Raw genomic sequence first — 18,437 nt, 5'->3', positions numbered from 1 at the left:
ATGATCACACTCCTCAAGCGGCGCCGGCCAGTTTGGCCGCCTCGGCAAGATCAACCTGCACGAGGCGCGAAACACCCGGCTCGCGCATGGTAACGCCGCAAAGCTGGCTGGCCGCTTCCATGGTGGCCTTGTTGTGGCTGACGAAAATGAACTGCACCTTTTCACTCATCTCGCGCACCATGTTCGAGAAACGACCCACGTTCGCTTCATCGAGCGGCGCATCCACCTCGTCCAGCAAGCAGAACGGCGCAGGATTCAGGGCGAAGATCGCGAACACCAGTGACACTGCAGTCAGCGCTTTCTCGCCACCGGAAAGCAGCGTGATATTGGATACGCGCTTGCCCGGCGGACGAGCCATGATCGATACGCCCGTGCTAAGCAGATCGTCGCCCGTCAGTTCCAGATAGGCGTGACCACCACCGAACAGACGAGGGAACAACTCCTGCACACCTGCGTTGACGCGATCGAAGGTTTCCTTGAAACGCTGGCGTGTCTCGCGATCGATCTTCTTGATGGCATTTTCCAGCGTTTCCATTGCGCTGGTCAGATCGTTGAGCTGATTGTCGAGATAGGTTTTGCGTTCGCTCTGCTCGGCATGCTCCTGGATCGCGGCCAGGTTGACCGGTTCCAGCCGCGCGATCTTCTGGGCGAGATCGGCCAGTTGCTGACGCCATTGTGTCGCGTCGACATCCTCAGCCAATTCGGCCAGCAAAGTTTCCAGATCCAGCCCCGACGCCGTGATCGCCTCAGCCAGCTGATCTGCGCGCATCTGCAGTGCCTGCGCTGCGAGTTTCTGCTCGGATATCTTTTCGCGTAGACCTGAAAGCTCCTGCTCTACGCTGTGCCGCTGTTGTTCCAGCTTGCGGACTTCGATGTCGCAATCTTCCATCGCGCGACGCGCCTCGACCAACTGGCGATCCACCAGCAAACGCTGATCGAGATAAGTCTGGCGCTCGGCTTCCAGTTCGGCAATGGGATCGGAGCCCGCCTCAAGTTGTTCGGCGATTTCGGTGCGGCGCGCTTCGATCACGCGGATCTGGCTATCCATACGTCCCAGCGCTTGCTCCAGCGAGGTGAGCGAGGAACGTTTGGACTCCATGCTCAGTGCCAGCGCATGCGCTTGATCGGCCGCTTCGCGCGCGTTCATGCGTGCTTCTTCGCGGGCTTCGAGCAGCGCACGCCGCTCGTTTTCCAGCTCACGGCGCTGATCTTCCAGATCGCCCATGTTGTTGACCGACTCATCCAGACGCGCACGGGCATCGCGCGTCTGTCCCTGCAGCTCTTCCATTTGCTCGATCAGCGCAGAAATCTCTCCAGCCACTTTTTCTGAGCGGGCGCGAGCGGTTTCGACCTTGCCGCGATGGCTCTGCAGCTGTCCGGCCAGCTCAGACTGACGGCGATGTGTGTTGTACAACTCGCGCTGCGCATCATCGCGAGCACGCTCGGTTTCGAACTTGCTGGTGCGCAGGATATCGAGCCGCGCCGAGGCTTCTTCGATCTGTGCCTGCAGCGATTCGGTCTGTTCCGTGAGCACACGGATTTCACGCTCACGCGCCAGCACGCCAACCTGATTGCCCTGCGCACGGCGCACGCGAGCCCAGCCCGGTCCCAGCCATTCGCCGCTGCGGGTAATCACCGACTGATAAGGCGCCAGCGCGGAAAGTCCCGATACGCGCTGATGCGCCTCCTCGATCGTTTCAGCAATAAGCACGTGGCCCAGAATGGCCATCGCCGATGCAGGACCGCGTACATGAGCCGCCAGCGTACCGGCCGTGGCAACGCCGCCTTCGGCCGCATCCAACAGGGCGACATCGGCATCTTTCAGCGCGTGAAGTTCACGCGCCAGATCATGTGCGCCGTCGACTAGAACGCTGTCGATGAAACCGGACAGCACCGTTTCGACAGCCGTTTCCCAACCAGCCTCGACCTGTAGCACTTCGCCCAGGCGGCGTTTCTTATCGAGGCCGAACTGCGCAAGCCAAGTGCTGGAAGCGCTCTCTTCCTGGCCCAGTGCGGCATGCTGCAAGGCCTCCAGCGAAGCGAGGCGACCGCGTGCCGTCTGCAGTTGCTGACGCGCTTCGTTCAATACACTTTGTACTTGACGCTCTTCGTCGAGCACCTTTTCGTAGGACAGCTTGTGCTGATCGAGCACACCGCCGAGCGATTCCACGCGCTCGCGCTGCATATCGTGCTCGTTGTGTAGCTGCTCGGCGGCCGCATCGAGCGCCGCTACGTCGGTGGCTTTTTGCTCGTTTTCCAGTGTTTCCTTGCGCTTACCAAGATCCATCGATTGGCGATCGAGATACGCCAGCTTGGTGCGCTCGACTTCCGCGGCGCGGCTCGCCTCGCCGGCAGTGCGGGTGTAGGTATCCCAGCGTTGCTGCCAATCTGCCAGTTTGGTTTCGGTTTCGCGTTGCGACTCGGCGGTTTCATCCTGCATTTGCTGCAGGGATTCCAGCTTCGGCTCCCCCTCGGACAAAGCCAGACGCAGCGTTTCGATCTGCTCGCGGTCGGTGGCGATGTGGGCGGCCAGCTCACCATGCTCACGTTCGGCATCCGCCTGCGCTCGCTGCAAGCGGTCGGCGGTTTCGCGGTTGTAGCGAACTTGCTGTTCGACGCGCGCAATCTCCGCACCCACCTTGTAGACCTCAGCCTGCACCGTATTCAGATGCTCGCTGGTCTCAGTATGGCGTTCACGCGCGCTTTCGATCTGTGATTCGATCTGGCGCTGAGTGGCCAGCCGTTTTTCGATGTCGATCTCGGCGGCGGAAAGCCCTTGTCCCTGCCCTTCATGCTGGCTCTTCAGCCCACGGTATTCCAAGGCGCGCAGCTCGGCTTCCTTGCGGGTCTGCTCTTCCTTGTAGCCCTTCCATCGCTCGGCAGCACGAGCCTGGCGATTGAGATGCTCCAGTTGCTTGTCCACTTCGTCGCGTACGTCACGCACACGATCGAGGTTCTCGCGCGTTGCCTTGATTCGGCTTTCGGTTTCCTTGCGGCGTTCCTTGTATTTGGAAATACCGGCAGCTTCTTCCAGATGCGTACGCAACTCTTCAGGGTGAGCTTCGATGATCTGGCTGATCATGCCCTGCTCGATGATCGAGTAGCTGCGCGGCCCAAGACCCGTGCCGAGGAACAGGTCCGTGATATCGCGGCGGCGGCAGCGCGCACCATTGAGGAAATACGCCGATTGCCCGTCGCGCGTCACCTGGCGCTTCACCGAGATTTCGGCGTACTGGGCGTATTCGCCCTGAATGGTGCCGTCGGAGTTATCGAAGATCAGCTCGACTGTCGCCTGCCCCACTGGCTTGCGCGCATTCGAGCCGGAGAAGATCACGTCGGTGATCGAGTCGCCGCGCAAGCGGCTGGCCGCACTTTCGCCCATCACCCACCGGATGGCGTCGATGATGTTGGACTTGCCGCAACCATTGGGTCCCACCACACCAGTCATATTGGTAGGCAGGTGCAACGTGGTCGGATCGACGAAGGATTTGAATCCGGCGAGTTTGATCGTGGTTAGACGCATGCAGATCAGCAGCTCAAATAGGGATGGCCCACAAGCGCGGGCGATGGGTCACTGTGCCAAACGTGGGACAGCGCCGCAATGCGTCCGGACCGTGAACAGATCCGGGAAAGCACGGACAAGTGATTGATTCGGCTCAATCCGGCGCCTTGGCGTCAATGGACAGCGCATGAATCCCGTTGTCCATCAGCTCTCCCAGCGCCGCATACACCAGCCGGTGCCGCTTGATCGGCAAAGCCCCGGCAAAAGCGGGGCTGACGATGCGTACGTGGAAATGCCCTTTACCCTCATTGGCATGTCCGGCGTGCTTATGGCCCTCGTCCAGCACTTCCAGTTCAACGGGATGTAGCGCCGCCGTGAGGCGCTGGCGGATTTCCTCGACCATCGCCGCGGTCATGCAGGAAGCACCTTGCGGAAAGGCTTGACGCTGACATTGGCATACACATCAGCCTCGACATAGGGATCGGCCTTGGCCCATTGCTCGGCGTCGGCCAGGGAGGCGAACTCGGCCACGATCAGGCTACCGGTGAAACCGGCGGGGCCGGGTTGCTCGGCGTCAATCGCCGGAAAGGGGCCGGCCAGCAACAGGCGACCTTGTTGCTGCAAGGCCTCCAGCCGAGCCAGATGGGCGCTGCGCGCCGCCATGCGGCGATCAAGCGAGTCAGGATGATCCGTGCCAAGGATGGCGTACCACATCGTTGTCGTGCTCCCTCATGCAATCCGTGATTTTAGCTGACTGCGCCAGCGAGCACGCGACAGGCTTGAATCACATCCGTTCAGGCCCATCTGGCCAGGACAGGCGCAATGCACAGGGAGCACTGCCATGTGGTCGATGTTCGTAGATGGACTTTCCGGGCTGCTGACACAACTCGCCCACGGGCTGGATGGCAGCTATGGCCTTGCCATCATCGCCATGGCGATCTCCGTGCGATTGCTTCTGCTGCCGATGACATTGCACGCCGCCGAGCAATCCTGGCATCGCCAGCGCAAGCTGTTGAAGCTGAAACCCGAGCTTGAGCGCTTGCGCGAGCGTCACGCCAAAGATCCAGCCGCTTACACCGGCGCCGTGCAGGATCTCTACCGGCAACACGGCATGACCAGCGGATGGGGGAGCGGAATGCTTACGGCTATGGTGCAGGCTCCGCTCGGCGCCGGCCTTTATGCGGCCATCCGCCAGAGTGTTGCTGGCGCAGGCGCGTTTCTATGGATCGGGAAGCTGATGCGCCCGGACATCTGGCTCACACTGATCGCAACCCTGTTGACCTGCGCCGCCATGCTGCTTCATCCAACGATGCCAGAACAGGCGCGCACGCTGCTGCACTGGCTGCCGGTGGTTGTCGTCTTTCTAGTCACCTGGCACCTCAGCGCCGGCCTGTGCCTTTACTGGGCCGGCGCTGGAAGCGTAAGCGTGTTGCAGTCAGCCCTGCTCCGCCGGCGCGTGATGCGCCCCGCTCGGCCGCGCACCTCCCGCCGCTGATCCCCACCTGCTGATACCTGTCAGGGCGGATACCTGACACCCGCCGCTGCCGCTTCGTGCGGTGGCGGCGCAGGCTATGTCTCGGGCCAGGAACCCCAGCCCAGCGCCATTTCGCGGTTAGCTCGACCTAGGCCATCAGTCATATCCGGTCGTCGTTGACACCTGCGTAGATGGTGTTATAGTTCACTACAACACCGGTCCACGAGATCACTAAGGAGAGCCGTCATGAAAGCACCGAATCCGATCGCCTTGACTGCCGCGGTTCTGTTCACCTCGGTCAGCCTGATTGCCATGAGCCCGAATACCCCCAAAGCCCCCGTAGCCGAAATCGATGGCGTGAAGGTCATCAACCTGGCCCCGGTGGAAGTGCGCCCCTCAGCGGAAGACAAGCGTGCCGCCGCGCTGCTGACGACAGCCAGCCTCACCATCGCCAACTCGCCCATCGCGCGCGAGTCCGAAAGCGGCGCAAGCCTGCTCGGAGCGCAATTGGCCATGCCCTACTATTCGTTTGGCAACACCAAGCTCGCCAGCATCAGCAAGGAATAAATCCATGTCCATCACCTGGAACGACAGTGTCCCGATCTATCGCCAGCTACGCGAACGCGTTGTGGCGATGATCCTGGACGGCGCCTTGAACGAGGGCGACCCGCTGCCGTCAGTGCGTCAGGTGGCGGCGGATTTCCAGATCAATCCGCTCACCGTGTCCAAGGCGTACCAGGAACTGGTCGACGATCAACTTGTGGAAAAAAGGAGGGGGTTGGGCATGTTTGTTACAGATGGAGCCCGTGAGGCATTGCTCAAGTCTGAGCGCGAGCGCTTCTTGCGCGAGGAATGGCCGGCGCTGTATGCACGCCTGCAGCGCCTGGGCCTGGACCTGAAAACCCTGATGCGCGAAGCGTCACAGGATACGGAGAATCACTCATGAATGCTGTCGTCACCGCCAGCGGTCTGAGCAAGCGCTACAAGAATGCCGTTGCGCTGGACAATGTGAGCTTCGATATCCAGCCCGGCCGCATCGTGGGCCTGATTGGCCCGAACGGCGCCGGCAAGACCACGGCATTAAAAGCGATGCTGGGTCTGACCGATTTCCAGGGCCACCTGAGCGTGCTGGGACTGGACCCACGCACCCAGCGCGACAAGTTGATGGAGCAAGTGTGCTTTATCGCCGACGTTGCGGTGCTGCCGCGGTGGATACGCGTGCGCGAGGCGGTCGATTTCGTCGCCAACATTCATCCACGCTTCAACCGCGCCAAATGCGAAGCCTTCCTGGCGCGCACCAAACTCACGCCCGATCAACGCGTAAGGCAAATGTCCAAAGGCATGATCGTACAGCTGCATCTGGCGTTGGTAATGGCCATTGATGCGCGAGTTCTGGTGCTGGACGAGCCTACGCTCGGCCTGGACATTCTCTACCGCAAACAGTTCTACCAGAGTCTGCTGGAAGAATACTTCGACGATAACAAGACGATTATCGTCACCACCCATCAAGTCGAGGAGATCGAACACATCCTCACCGACCTGATGTTCATTCGCGACGGCAAGATCGTGCTCGATACCGACATGGAAGCGGTCGGCGAACGCTTCGCCGAAGTCCTGTGCAGCGCCGACATGGCCGCCACTGCACGCCAGCTCAATCCCATGGACGAGCGGCAGGTATTTGGCAAAAGCATTTTCCTGTTCGATGGCATCGAACACTCGCGCTTGCAGGCGCTCGGCGAAATCCGCCGCCCCTCTGTCAGCGATCTGTTCGTCGCCACCATGAAGGGGACCTACGCATGAAAACTGTCTACTGGTTGATCAAGCGCGAATTCTGGGAACATCGCGGCGGCTTCTTCTGGGCCCCGGTGATCACAGGCGGCGTGTTCCTGCTATTGAACATCATGGGCATCATCGGCGGCGAAGTCTTCGGCGTGCATCATGGCTTCCATTTCGGTGATGCCGGCGACCTCGAAAACCTCCCCCGCCTGATCAACTCGCTCGATGCGCATCAGATGCAGATGGTGGGCTCCGGCCTGGATATGGCCATGCTTTCGGCCAGTTTCCTGATCAGCATCGTTTTCTGCTTCGTCGTGTTTTTCTACTGCCTTGGCGCGCTGTATGACGACCGCCGTGATCGCAGCATACTGTTCTGGAAATCCCTGCCAATCTCCAATACGCAGACCGTTGCATCCAAGGTCATCGCCGCGATCATCGCAGCACCCATCATTGCGATCGCTTGTGGCGTGCTTACCGGCTTTGCGATGCTACTGTTGTTTGCTATCACCTTGTCACTGCACGGTGTGAGTGTGTGGTCGCTGCTGATGTTGGCTCATCCCCTCCAGGTAATCAGCTTCCTGATCGGCTCACTTCCGATCTATATGCTCTGGTCGCTGCCGACCGTCGGCTGGCTGATGCTGTGTTCGTCGTGGGCCAGGAGCAAACCCTTCCTGTGGGCAGTGGTGATTCCGGTCGCGCTGGGTGTCATCCTGAGCTGGTTCCACATTCTCGGCCTGCTTGACGTGAGAAGCGACTGGTACTGGCGCGAGATCCTGGCGCGCGTGTTGTTCAGCGTCTTCCCTGGCGGCTGGTTCAAGGACACAGGCCTGGTGCAGATCGGCCATGATCCGCAAGCCATCAGTGACTTCTTCAGCCTGTCCAACGCCTACAGCGTTCTGGCTAAGCCCGACATCTGGATTGGCGCCGTCGCCGGTGTCGCGATGCTCGCCCTGTCCGTCTGGTTCCGCCGCTGGCGCGACGACAGCTGAAGCGACACACTTTTCGCTTGGCCAACCATGATCAGATAGGGGAACACATCATGAAGTACCAACGAACGATCCTGCTGCTTGCGCTGTGCACCGCCATCAGCGCCTGCGACATACCTGATACCTCGATGGAGGATGGCGCGATCACGTTGAAAGACAACATCGTGACCTTGCACGTCAGCGGCACGCCGGATGCCGCCATCAACGCCAACGGTGACCTGGAGATCGCTGATAAGGTGATCACGATCAATCCCGCTCAACGTGGACTGCTGATGCTGTATTACCAAAATGTCCACGACGTGAGCCAAACCGGCAAGGAAATGGGCAAGGTTGGCGCCGGGATGGGAGTTAAAGCACTAGCGAACAAAGTGCAAGGCAAATCCAAAACCGACCAGGATCAGGATGCCTCAGCAGGCGCCGATCAATTGAGCAAACTCAGCCAGAAAATGTGCCAGGACAGCGCCAATATCAAAACGGTGCAAGATCAGCTCAGCGCGCAGCTTGCCGAGTTCAAGCCATACGGAAACCTCATGACCCAAAAAAGCGTCACCAGTTGCCAGAACGACAACAAGAACTGACCCCCTGCTCTGCCAAGCGCATTCATCGCCCAAACAACAGGCATCGCCATGAACTATGCAAATGTGCTCGGAACCCTGGCTTTATGCAGTCTGCTCACTGCCTGCGGCCACGGCAGCAGTGACTATTCGATTGTCAACATCGGTCCCGGCATTCATCTTTCCCACGGCGGCATCCATGCAGGCGATGGGCAGATCAGGGTGTACGTTTCGAATGCACCGGATGCTGTGATCAGCGCCAATGGCGATCTGCAGATCAACCAGCAGGCCGTTGCCGTTGATCCAGCCGTGCGCGAACTGCTAAAAACCTACTACCAAAATGCCATGATGGTGCGCACGGATGGCATCGCCACCGGCAAGGCGGGCGCGGCCATAGGCGAGCAAGTGGCAAAGAGTGTGACCCAGGCACTCTCCAGCGGCCATCCCGAACAGATCGGGCAGGATGTCGAAGCCAAGGCCCAGCTAGTGAAGCAGTCGGCGTTGAAAATATGCCAAGACCTTGGTGCCATTCAGACCGCACAGGACCAACTTGCTGCCAAGCTTCCTGCCTTCCAGCCCTATAGTCATCTCGTCACCAATCACGACATCAGCGACTGCAAGGACGACACCGTCGCTAACTGACAAAATGGCGGTGAATCAACCGCCACCACCACCGCCTTCACCATGGATGCCACCTTTGGTCAACGCTCGCGGATCCAGCAGCTTCGTCAACACATCCTTGGACAATCCTGACTTCTCCAGCGCCACGTCCATGATCGGACGCTTCTCCTTGTAAGCCTGCTTGGCAATCGCTGCACCTTTCTCGTAGCCAATCACCGGATTCAATGCCGTCACCAGGATCGGATTCATTGCCAGCGCCTGATCCACGCGCTCCGTATTAACGCGGAAACCGGCAATCGCGTTATCCGCCAGCAAACGCGAGACGTTGGCGAGAATATGGATCGACTGCAACAGGTTGTAGGCGATCAGCGGCAACATCACGTTGAGCTGGAAGTTGCCCGACTGGCCGGCCACAGTAATCGCGGCATCATTGCCGATCACCTGCGCCGCCACCATCGCGGTGGCTTCGGGAATCACCGGATTCACCTTACCCGGCATGATCGACGAGCCAGGCTGCAACGCTGGCAATTCAATTTCGCCGATGCCGGCAAGCGGACCGGAGTTCATCCAGCGCAAGTCGTTGGCGATTTTCATCAAGCCCACCGCCAGCGTCTTGAGCTGACCGGAAAGTTCGACGGCTGCATCCTGTGCGGCCATGCCTTCGAAATAATTGTCCGCGGAATCGAAACGCACATCGGTCAGCTTCTTCAGCTCACGCGCCACTGCGGTGCCGAACTTGGGATCAGCGTTGATACCCGTACCTACCGCCGTACCACCCAGCGGCAGCTGGCGCATACGCTTGAGGCTATCCTGGATACGCTCGATGGCCGACTCGATTTGCGCCGACCAACCGGAAAGCTCCTGCCCGAAGGTCACCGGCATCGCATCCATCAGATGCGTGCGCCCGGTCTTGGGCACATTGCGCAGTTGCTGTGCGCGTCGATCGATCGTGCGCTTGAGACGTTTCAGCGCTGGCAGCAGCTCTTCATGCGTGGTCAGGGTCGCGCTGACATGGATGGCGGTGGGAATCACGTCGTTGGAGCTTTGCCCGTAATTCACATGATCGTTCGGATGGATCTTGGCACCCGCTTTCGCTGCGAGATGTGCAATCACCTCGTTGGCGTTCATGTTGGTGCTGGTACCCGAACCGGTCTGGAAGACGTCGATCGGGAACTGGTCATCGAACTTCCCTTCGGCCACTGCCAAGGCAGCCTTGCGGATCGCCGAGGCCTGCGTTTTCTTCAGATGCCCCAGTGCGAGATTCGCCTCCGCGGCCGCCACCTTGATCAGCCCCAGCGCCCGAATGAAGGATCGCGGCAAATGCAGGCCGGAGATGGGGAAATTATCGATCGCGCGCTGGGTCTGCGCGCCGTACAGGGCGTCGGCAGGCACCTTCAACTCGCCCATGCTGTCGTGCTCGATACGAAAACCGCTCATGGCAATGCCTCGTAACAGGGGAACTGGTTGGGGTCGTACTAATTTGAAGATGTGACGTGAGATAAGGCGCTGGCGGCCACATAGCAACCCTTCCGCGCATTTTTCACCCGTCAACTATAGGCCTGCCGACGTAAACCCGGCGGCAATGTAAAATGCCGGATTCTGAGTCCCCCGGAAGCTGCCCGATGTCCACCCACGCCCTCACCGCCCTGTCCCCGCTGGACGGCCGATACGCCAGCAAGACCGAAGCGCTGCGCCCCATCTTCAGCGAATTCGGCCTGATGCATCGCCGCGTACACGTGGAGATCGAATGGCTGCTGGCACTGGCCGCCGAACCGGGCATCGCCGAGCTGCCACCTTTCTCGTCGGCACAGATTGCCAAGCTGAAAGCGATCGCAGCGGATTTCAGCGTCGAGGACGGCGCCCGCATCAAGGCGATCGAAGCCACCACCAATCACGACGTCAAGGCGGTGGAATATTTCATCAAGGAACGCATCGGCAACGATGAAACCTTGGCCCAGGCGAAAGAATTCGTGCATTTCGCCTGCACCAGCGAAGACATCAACAATCTTTCCTATGCACTGATGCTGCGCGATGCGCGCGCTGACGTGCTGCAGCCGTGGCTGGACAAGATCATCACCAAGCTGCGCGAGCTCGCGCATGCCAACGCGGATCTGCCGATGCTCTCGCGCACGCACGGCCAGACCGCTTCCCCCAGCACGTTGGGTAAGGAATTGGCCAATGTGGTGGCGCGCCTGGAGCGCCAGCGCAAGCAGCTGGCCGCATTGGAAGTGCCGGGCAAGATCAATGGCGCCGTCGGCAACTACAACGCGCACGCCATTGCCTATCCGGAAGTCGATTGGCGTGCGTTCTCGCAGCACTTCGTGACCAGCCTCGGTCTCGACTACAACCCCTACACCACCCAAATCGAACCGCACGATGGCGTTGCGGAATATTGCGATGTAATCCGCCGCGCCAACACCATCATGATCGACCTGGCGCGCGACGTGTGGGGCTACATCTCGTTGGGCTATTTCAAGCAAGCGCTGAAGGCCGGTGAAGTTGGCTCATCGACCATGCCGCACAAGGTCAACCCGATCGATTTCGAAAATGCCGAGGGCAATTTCGGTCTCGCCAACGCCCTGCTCGGCCATTTTGCGGAAAAGCTGCCGATCAGCCGCTGGCAGCGCGACCTGACCGATTCCACCGTCCTACGCGCGCTGGGAACGGCCTTCGGTCACACGCTGGTGGCGCTGGAATCGCTGCAGAAAGGTCTTGGCAAGCTCAACGTCAATGCGGACCGCCTCGCAGCTGACCTCAACGCCAGTTGGGAAGTGCTTGCCGAAGCCGTGCAGACGGTGATGCGCCGCTACGGCCTGCCCGAGCCCTACGAGCAATTGAAAGCGCTGACACGCGGCCAAGGCATCACCCGTGATTCCATGCGCCAATTCATCGACAGCCTGGCGCTGCCGGCGGATGCGAAGCAGCGCCTGCTCGATCTGACGCCCGGCACTTACACCGGCCTCGCCACCGATCTGGCAAAGACGATCTGATCTGCCGGACCGGACAAGGCAGTGTGGCATTTGCCATGATGACCACTGCCCGGTTCAAACGAGCATCATGTCGCCCCTTTCCGAATTCCTGATCTTCGCCGGCATCGGTGCGCTCGCCCAGTTGGTGGACGGTGCGCTGGGTATGGCGTACGGCGTGACCTCCGCTGGCATGCTGCTTGGTATGGGCATGCCACCGGCACTCGCCAGCGCCAGCGTGCATTATGCGGAAACCTTCACTTGCGGCGCCTCCGGCCTGAGCCACTGGTGGGCGGGCAATGTGCAGAAGCGTCTGTTCTGGATGCTGGCCATTCCCGGCGTGATCGGCGCAGTGATTGGCGCGACCCTGCTGGCCCATCTGCCACCGACGTGGATCCGGTATTTTCTTACGCCCTATCTGCTATTCATGGGCCTTTTCCTGCTGTTTCGTACCGCTCAACGCAAGGATCGCCGGACAGATGTACCACGCGGCACCGGCATCCTGGGCTTTGTTGCAGGTCTGCTCGATGCAGCCGGCGGCGGCGGCTGGAGTGCTCTGACCGTCACCACCATGGTGGCGCGTGGTCAGGAGCCGCGCATGGTGATCGGCAGCGTGCATCTGGCCAAGTGCATCGTAAGCCTCGCGGCCAGCATCACCTTCTTGCTCAGCATCGGCGAAAGCAAGCTGCACGTGGTGCTTGGATTGATCCTTGGCGGAGTCATTGCCGCGCCATTTGGCGCGTGGCTGGTGCGCCGTCTGCCGCCACGTGTCACCACGTTGCTGGCGGGCCTGACCGTGCTGACGCTGGGGCTGTACAACTTCTACCACCTGCTGCGCTGACGATTGCGCATGCTTGACGCAGGTAGCCGCCCATGTTCACCGTGGCTACCTGCATCGGTCGCCGAAACTACCGCGACAGGTCGCAGATCCAGTTCACTTCCCAATTTCTGCCGCCATCCGCTGAGAACGACTGTTCCATGTGCGCTGCATGCGGCGAGACGTTGAGCCACATCCAGCGTACCAATACGACGCGTCCATTCCAGGTGATCCGGTTGTAGAACTCGCCGCGGTTGCCGTGAAATTCGCCTACGACGGGCGCCGCCGGATCAAGCTCGGCATTGTCTGCATCGAAACCGTAAATGATCCATTGATGCGTATGCGGGTTGTACATGCGCAAAGTCTGCGCCCGAAGACGCTCCTTCCCGTCCGTGCTGGTGACCTCGAACTGCTCGACGTTGGCATTGGTATCGAACAGCTTGTGGTGGTTGGAAATACCGTCGTATTCCACCCAGTCATGCGCACCGACCAAGCGGTCGGGCAAGCGACGGACATGCGCTTTCCAGTCACCGATAAGAAAGTCGAAATCGTGGGAGCCGTCGTGCTGCGGTCCTGCCATGACCGCATTGGGATCTGATGTATCGGTTGCCACGACTGGGAAGACCACCCCTATCAGCAACGCGACGCCGGTTATCCATGACACGAGGAACTTCGGTGCAGCCAGTCTTACCGCAGCCATACTCTCCTCCCGTTTTGGTTTTGTGCCCGGACAGAAAGGGCGTGCCGAGCATATCCCTGGTGCAGCCAGACACATGTGCCGGATGGACTGTTTTGGCGAGTCCACACGCGCTTATCTGCAGGCGGATTGCCTACAATGCCACCCCATGACTCTCGCCTCCCCTTCCCGCAAGCCGCTGCCGATCGAAGTACGCGGCACCCCAAAGCTGCCGCTTGGCATGACTGCCGCGCAATTCCTGCGCGACTACTGGCAGAAGCGTCCGCTGCTGATCCGCAACGCATTCCCTGATTTCCAGTCGCCCGTCCAACCGGAAGACCTTGCCGGCCTCGCCTGCGAAGAAAGCGCTCTGTCGCGCCTGATCCAGCACGATGAAGACCGCGAACGCTGGCGTGTAAAAACCGGCCCCTTGAGCGAAAGTGATTTCGCCAAGACCGGCGACGCGAACTGGACGCTGCTGGTGCAGGACGTCGACAAGTGGGATATGGATGTTGCCGCCCTGCTCGATCATTTCAGCTTCCTGCCGAGCTGGCGCGTGGATGACGTGATGATTTCCTACGCCGAACCCGGCGGCGGCGTCGGCGCACACGTCGACCAATACGATGTATTCCTGCTGCAGGGGCTCGGTCAGCGTCATTGGGGAATCAGCATCGATCCGAATGCGCCGAAGGATTTCCGCAGCGATGTGGAGCTGAAGCAACTCAAACATTTCGAACCCACGCACGAGTGGCTGCTCGAACCCGGTGACATGCTGTACCTGCCTCCCGGCGTTCCGCACGACGGCGTGGCGTTCGGCGGCCCCTGCATGACCTTCTCGGTCGGCATGCGCGCGCCGTCGCAAGGCGAACTGGTAGGCGACTTGGCCGACTATCTGGCCGAACATCTGACGGAAGACCAGCGCTACGCCGACCCGGACCTTGCACCGGTCAAGCGCCCCGGCGAGATCGACAAGGCAGCGCTGCAGCGGGCGCGGGAAGCCGTGCCGCTCGCCGCAGGACTGGATGACAACACCCTTGCCGACTGGTTTGGCCGCTTCATCACCCGTTACCGCAGCGCCCAGACCCCGCTCGCACCAAGCAAGCCGATGACCGAAGCTGCATTGGTAAAACAACTGGATGCCGGCGCGTCGCTGTTGCGCCATCCATGGTCGCGGATGGCTTGGGCCCAGCATCGTTCGCAGTGCACCCTGTTCGCCAACGGCCATGCTTACCCGGCCACGGTCTCACTGGCGACGCAACTTTGCGGGCAACGCATTCTCGCGCCACCGCATAAGCCGAACGCCGCCGAGCGCGCCCTGCTGCTGGCCCTGGTCAATGATGGTTACCTGATTGTCCGCAAACTGCGAGGACGCCGCACTTGAGTACATCACCATCGCCGCCGGATTCTGGTTCCTATGCGATAGCAGGCCGCGAAGAGGCAGCGGCGGCACGGCTGCAGTTGCTGGCCGCTGCCCGCTACAAGCTGGCCATCTATCTCCCTGCGCTGTCGCCGGACATGCTGGGCAGTCCGCTTGAATTGGCCGAATTGCGCCGAATTGCTACCTCCGGACGCGGTGCCGAGATCCGCCTGATCCTCGGCAACCCGAACGCGGCGTTGCGGATGGGTCACCGTCTCATCGATCTGGCGCAACGGCTGTCCACGGCGATCCAGATCCGTATGCCGTCCGACGAAGAAACCAGCGAGGCGACGGCCAGCAGCGCGTGGCTGCTCAACGATACCGATGGCTACCTGTTCCTGCCGGATGCCGAGCGGCTGGAAGGGCGCGCCGCCCTGCGCGATGGCCCTGGCCAAGCCCCGCTGCTGCTGCAGTTCGAACGAATCTGGGAACGTGCCGCACCGGCAACCCAGCTCCAGCCGCTGGGTTTGTAAACCGTTCGCTGAACAGGATCTGCCCCGGGACAAGGCATCCTCTCCAAGCATGGGACAGGCGGACAGGCTAAGGCCTTGTCTCTGCTGCATTCGTATTCGTCGGCCAGCCGCCGGCCATCCTGACAAAAATTGCCAATCAACTTGCCGCGTCGCAGCAGCCACAGGCTATAATTAACGGGATTTTTCGCCAGCGAAACCGCCTCCCCCAAGGCGGATCGCTGCGGGCCTCCCTTCCCTGCCGGTGGTGACGTGAGCACAAACCTAATCCGCGAGTTTTCAGAATCCTCGCAACTCGCAGGCGGCAACGCCGATTATGTTGAATCGTTGTATGAAACCTGGCTGGCCGATCCCGAATCGGTGCCTGCCGAGTGGAATACATACTTCAAGACTTTCAAAGGCCGCGAGTCTGGGGACGTTCCCCATTCCGCGGCCATTGCGCGTATAGAGGCCGCACAAAAGCAGCGCCCGAATGGCGCCGTGGCGGTCCCGGTCAGCGATGAGCACGCGCGCAAGCAGGCGGGTGTTTTGCGTCTGCTGACGGCTTACCGTTCACGCGGCCACCTCGCCGCCGATCTGGATCCGCTGGGCCTGGCCCACAAGACGCATGCGCCGGATCTGGACCTGCCTTTCCACGGCCTGTCCGATGCCGACCTCGACACCGAGTTCGACTGCGGCAACTTCGCCGGTGGCGGTCAGCGCATGAAGCTGCGGGAGCTGTACTCCCGCCTCAAGCGCGTCTACACCAATACGGTGGGTTCGGAGTTCATGCACATCTCCGACCATGCGCAGCGCAACTGGATTTACTCGCGCATCGAACAAGCCAACGGCAGCGCCGGCCTGGATAAATCCGGCAAGCAGCGCGTCCTGGATGGACTGACCGCGGCCGAAGGCCTTGAGCGCTACCTGCACACCAAGTACGTCGGCCAGAAGCGCTTCTCGCTGGAAGGCGGTGACAGCCTGATCCCCATGGTGGACGACATCGTCCGCGCCGCTGGCGACAACGGCATCAAGGACCTGGTGATCGGCATGGCCCATCGCGGCCGTCTGAACGTGCTGGTGAACATCCTCGGCAAGCCGCCGAAGACCCTGTTCAACGAGTTCGAAGGCAAGTTCGAGCACGTGGTGGACGATCCGGCCCATTCCGGCGACGTGAAGTACCACATGGGCTTCTCCGCCGACGTGCGTACGCCCAAGGGCGGTGTGCACGTGGCGCTGGCGTTCAACCCGTCTCACCTGGAAATTGTCAATCCGGTGGTGGCCGGCTCGGTGCACGCGCGCCAGGTTCGCCGCAAGGATCACGAGCGCACCCAGTCGCTGGCCGTGCTGATCCACGGCGACGCCGCGCTGGCCGGCCAGGGCGTGAACATGGAACTGTTCAACATGTCGCAGGCCCGCGGCTTCAAGATCGGCGGCACGCTGCACATCGTGGTGAACAACCAGGTGGGCTTCACCACCTCCAACCCGCAGGACGCGCGCTCCACCTTGTACTGCACCGATCTGGCCAAGATGGTCAACGCGCCGGTGTTCCATGTAAACGGCGATGATCCGGAAGCGGTGATCCAGGTAACTCGCCTGGCCTACGAATTCCGCAAGCAGTTCCGCAAAGACGTAGTCATCGATCTGGTCTGCTACCGCCGTCACGGCCATAACGAAGCCGACGAGCCGTCAGCCACGCAGCCGGTGATGTACCAGATCATCCGCAAGCGCCCGACTACGCGCGAACTGTATGCGCAGGCGCTGGTGAAGGAAAACGTGCTCGCCGACGGCGATGCGCAGAAGCAGTTTGATGCTTACCGCGACCGCCTCGAAGCTGGCGCGGCGATGACCGACTTGCATCCGTCGCTGACCAAGGACGTGGAAGTCGATTGGAGCCAATTCATCGGCAAGAAGCTTTCCACTCCGGCCAACACCGGCGTGGCAAAGACCAAGCTGGTGGAACTGGCCAACCGCATCCTGGATCTGCCGAACGATCTGACGCTGCAGTCGCGCGTCGCCAAGATCTACGACGACCGCCGCAAGATGGCCAGCGGTGAACTCCCGGGTGACTGGGGCTTCGCCGAAAATCTCGCCTACGCCACGCTGATCGACGAAGGCCACAACCTGCGCATGGTCGGCCAGGATGCCGGTCGCGGCACCTTCTTCCATCGCCACGCGGTGCTGCATGATCAGAAGGACGGTCACACCTTCATGCCGCTGGCGACACTGCGTCCTGATGCCGATGTCGAAGTGATCGATTCGCTGCTCAGCGAAGAAGCCGTAATGGCCTTCGAATACGGTCATGCGACCACCGATCCCTACACGCTCAACATCTGGGAAGCGCAGTTCGGCGATTTCGCCAACGGTGCACAGGTGGTGATCGACCAGTTCATCAGCTCCGGCGAAGCGAAGTGGGATCGCCTGTGCGGTCTCGCGCTGTTCCTGCCGCATGGTTACGAAGGTCAGGGTCCGGAGCATTCCTCCGCACGCCTGGAGCGCTTCCTGCAGATGTGTGCGCTGGAAAACATGCAGGTTTGCGTGCCCACCACACCGGCGCAGGATTTCCATATGATCCGCCGTCAGATGCTGCGCCCGGCACGCAAGCCGCTGATCGTGATGACGCCCAAGTCGCTGCTGCGTCACAAGCTGGCTGTGTCGACGCTGGACGAACTGGCGAACGGCAGCTTCCAGTTGGTGATCGGCGAGCATCGCGACCTGCCTGCGAAGAAGGTCAAGCGCGTTGTCCTGTGTGCGGGCAAGGTCTACTACGACCTGCTGGAAGAAGCCGACAAGCGCGGCATCAACGATGTCGCCATCGTGCGTGTCGAGCAGCTCTATCCGTTCCCGCGTCCGGAAGTCACGGCCGAACTGGAAAAATATCCTTCCGTGAAGGAAGTGGTGTGGTGCCAGGAAGAACCGATGAACCAGGGTGCCTGGTTCCAGATCCGTCATCACCTGCAAGCCTGCGTGGGCAGCAAGCAAAGCCTTTCCTACGCCGGTCGCGCCCGTTCACCGGCGCCGGCAGCCGGTCACCTCAACGATCACATTGCCGAACAGGCAGCGCTGGTCGAACAGGCACTGGTCGCGCCGATCGGCCCTGATCACTCAGCAGAATAAATACTATTAGAAGTGCGGTCAGGATGACCGCTTTTTGACTCTCGCGCTCAGGGATGAGCGCTAAACCACAGGATCACCTTAC

Annotated in this window: 17 protein-coding genes; 12 read left to right on the top strand and 5 right to left on the bottom strand. The window is 60.8% G+C overall.

Translation table 11 applies throughout. The features are described from left to right. Positions 1 to 13: 13 nt before the first annotated feature. The 3 genes from smc to ISN74_RS07175 form a co-directional block, all read right to left on the bottom strand. Positions 14 to 3,523, bottom strand: a complete 3,510-nt coding sequence (smc, locus tag ISN74_RS07185; protein WP_188798685.1) for a chromosome segregation protein SMC — start codon at positions 3,521 to 3,523, stop codon at positions 14 to 16. A 133-nt stretch (positions 3,524 to 3,656) separates the two neighbouring features. After that, positions 3,657 to 3,917, bottom strand: coding sequence for a BolA family protein (locus ISN74_RS07180; protein WP_188798684.1), 261 nt, complete (start codon positions 3,915 to 3,917; stop codon positions 3,657 to 3,659). Next, positions 3,914 to 4,216: a YciI family protein gene (locus tag ISN74_RS07175; protein WP_188798683.1), complete on the bottom strand. Its 303-nt coding sequence runs from the start codon at positions 4,214 to 4,216 to the stop codon at positions 3,914 to 3,916. Before ISN74_RS07175 ends, ISN74_RS07180 begins: the two co-directional genes overlap by 4 nt. Positions 4,217 to 4,343: 127 nt before the next feature. On the opposite strand from ISN74_RS07175, the gene ISN74_RS07170 reads away from it, so the two are divergent. The 7 genes from ISN74_RS07170 to ISN74_RS07140 all read left to right on the top strand — a co-directional run bounded on the left by ISN74_RS07170 (position 4,344) and on the right by ISN74_RS07140 (position 8,934). Next, positions 4,344 to 4,997 carry a YidC/Oxa1 family membrane protein insertase gene (locus ISN74_RS07170; protein ID WP_188798682.1) on the top strand — a complete coding sequence of 218 codons (654 nt, stop codon included), beginning with the start codon at positions 4,344 to 4,346 and terminating at the stop codon, positions 4,995 to 4,997. 225 nt (positions 4,998 to 5,222) lie between these two features. Further along, positions 5,223 to 5,543, top strand: coding sequence for a hypothetical protein (locus ISN74_RS07165; RefSeq protein ID WP_188798681.1), 321 nt, complete (start codon positions 5,223 to 5,225; stop codon positions 5,541 to 5,543). 4 nt (positions 5,544 to 5,547) lie between these two features. Next, positions 5,548 to 5,922 (top strand): GntR family transcriptional regulator, encoded by a 375-nt coding sequence (locus ISN74_RS07160; RefSeq protein ID WP_188798680.1) that lies wholly within the window; start codon positions 5,548 to 5,550, stop codon positions 5,920 to 5,922. Next, positions 5,919 to 6,776: an ABC transporter ATP-binding protein gene (locus tag ISN74_RS07155; RefSeq protein ID WP_188798679.1), complete on the top strand. Its 858-nt coding sequence runs from the start codon at positions 5,919 to 5,921 to the stop codon at positions 6,774 to 6,776. The genes ISN74_RS07160 and ISN74_RS07155 overlap by 4 nt, the downstream gene beginning before the upstream one ends. Further along, entirely contained in the window at positions 6,773 to 7,741 is a 969-nt protein-coding gene (locus tag ISN74_RS07150; protein ID WP_188798678.1) for an ABC-2 transporter permease, read from the top strand. The genes ISN74_RS07155 and ISN74_RS07150 overlap by 4 nt, the downstream gene beginning before the upstream one ends. A gap of 50 nt (positions 7,742 to 7,791) precedes the next feature. Then, positions 7,792 to 8,316, top strand: a complete 525-nt coding sequence (locus ISN74_RS07145; RefSeq protein ID WP_188798677.1) for a hypothetical protein — start codon at positions 7,792 to 7,794, stop codon at positions 8,314 to 8,316. Between the two features lie 48 nt (positions 8,317 to 8,364). Next, positions 8,365 to 8,934, top strand: a complete 570-nt coding sequence (locus ISN74_RS07140) for a DUF2884 domain-containing protein (protein ID WP_188798676.1) — start codon at positions 8,365 to 8,367, stop codon at positions 8,932 to 8,934. Between the two features lie 15 nt (positions 8,935 to 8,949). On the opposite strand, the gene ISN74_RS07135 is transcribed toward ISN74_RS07140, so the two are convergent. Beyond that, complete coding sequence (locus tag ISN74_RS07135; protein WP_188798675.1) at positions 8,950 to 10,350, bottom strand: class II fumarate hydratase; 1,401 nt, start codon at positions 10,348 to 10,350, stop codon at positions 8,950 to 8,952. A 185-nt stretch (positions 10,351 to 10,535) separates the two neighbouring features. On the opposite strand from ISN74_RS07135, the gene purB reads away from it, so the two are divergent. Continuing rightward, positions 10,536 to 11,903 carry an adenylosuccinate lyase gene (purB, locus tag ISN74_RS07130; RefSeq protein WP_188798674.1) on the top strand — a complete coding sequence of 456 codons (1,368 nt, stop codon included), beginning with the start codon at positions 10,536 to 10,538 and terminating at the stop codon, positions 11,901 to 11,903. A 67-nt stretch (positions 11,904 to 11,970) separates the two neighbouring features. Next, positions 11,971 to 12,720, top strand: coding sequence for a sulfite exporter TauE/SafE family protein (locus ISN74_RS07125; RefSeq protein WP_188798673.1), 750 nt, complete (start codon positions 11,971 to 11,973; stop codon positions 12,718 to 12,720). A gap of 67 nt (positions 12,721 to 12,787) precedes the next feature. On the opposite strand, the gene ISN74_RS07120 is transcribed toward ISN74_RS07125, so the two are convergent. Beyond that, a complete protein-coding gene (locus ISN74_RS07120; RefSeq protein WP_188798672.1) occupies positions 12,788 to 13,396 on the bottom strand; it encodes a hypothetical protein in 609 nt (202 codons plus the stop codon). Positions 13,397 to 13,541: 145 nt separating this feature from the next. Between ISN74_RS07120 and ISN74_RS07115 the strand changes: the two genes are divergently transcribed. The 3 genes from ISN74_RS07115 to ISN74_RS07105 all read left to right on the top strand — a co-directional run bounded on the left by ISN74_RS07115 (position 13,542) and on the right by ISN74_RS07105 (position 18,355). Next, a complete protein-coding gene (locus ISN74_RS07115; protein WP_188798671.1) occupies positions 13,542 to 14,753 on the top strand; it encodes a cupin domain-containing protein in 1,212 nt (403 codons plus the stop codon). Continuing rightward, positions 14,750 to 15,262: a DUF7931 domain-containing protein gene (locus ISN74_RS07110; RefSeq protein WP_188798670.1), complete on the top strand. Its 513-nt coding sequence runs from the start codon at positions 14,750 to 14,752 to the stop codon at positions 15,260 to 15,262. The genes ISN74_RS07115 and ISN74_RS07110 overlap by 4 nt, the downstream gene beginning before the upstream one ends. A gap of 249 nt (positions 15,263 to 15,511) precedes the next feature. Further along, a complete protein-coding gene (locus ISN74_RS07105; protein ID WP_188798669.1) occupies positions 15,512 to 18,355 on the top strand; it encodes a 2-oxoglutarate dehydrogenase E1 component in 2,844 nt (947 codons plus the stop codon). Positions 18,356 to 18,437: the final 82 nt, after the last annotated feature.

It is taken from the genome of Dyella caseinilytica (assembly GCF_016865235.1).
Classification (GTDB): domain Bacteria; phylum Pseudomonadota; class Gammaproteobacteria; order Xanthomonadales; family Rhodanobacteraceae; genus Dyella_B; species Dyella_B caseinilytica.
The sequence above is the reverse complement of the archived record's forward strand: the minus strand, read 5'-3'. Positions and strand labels throughout refer to the sequence as shown.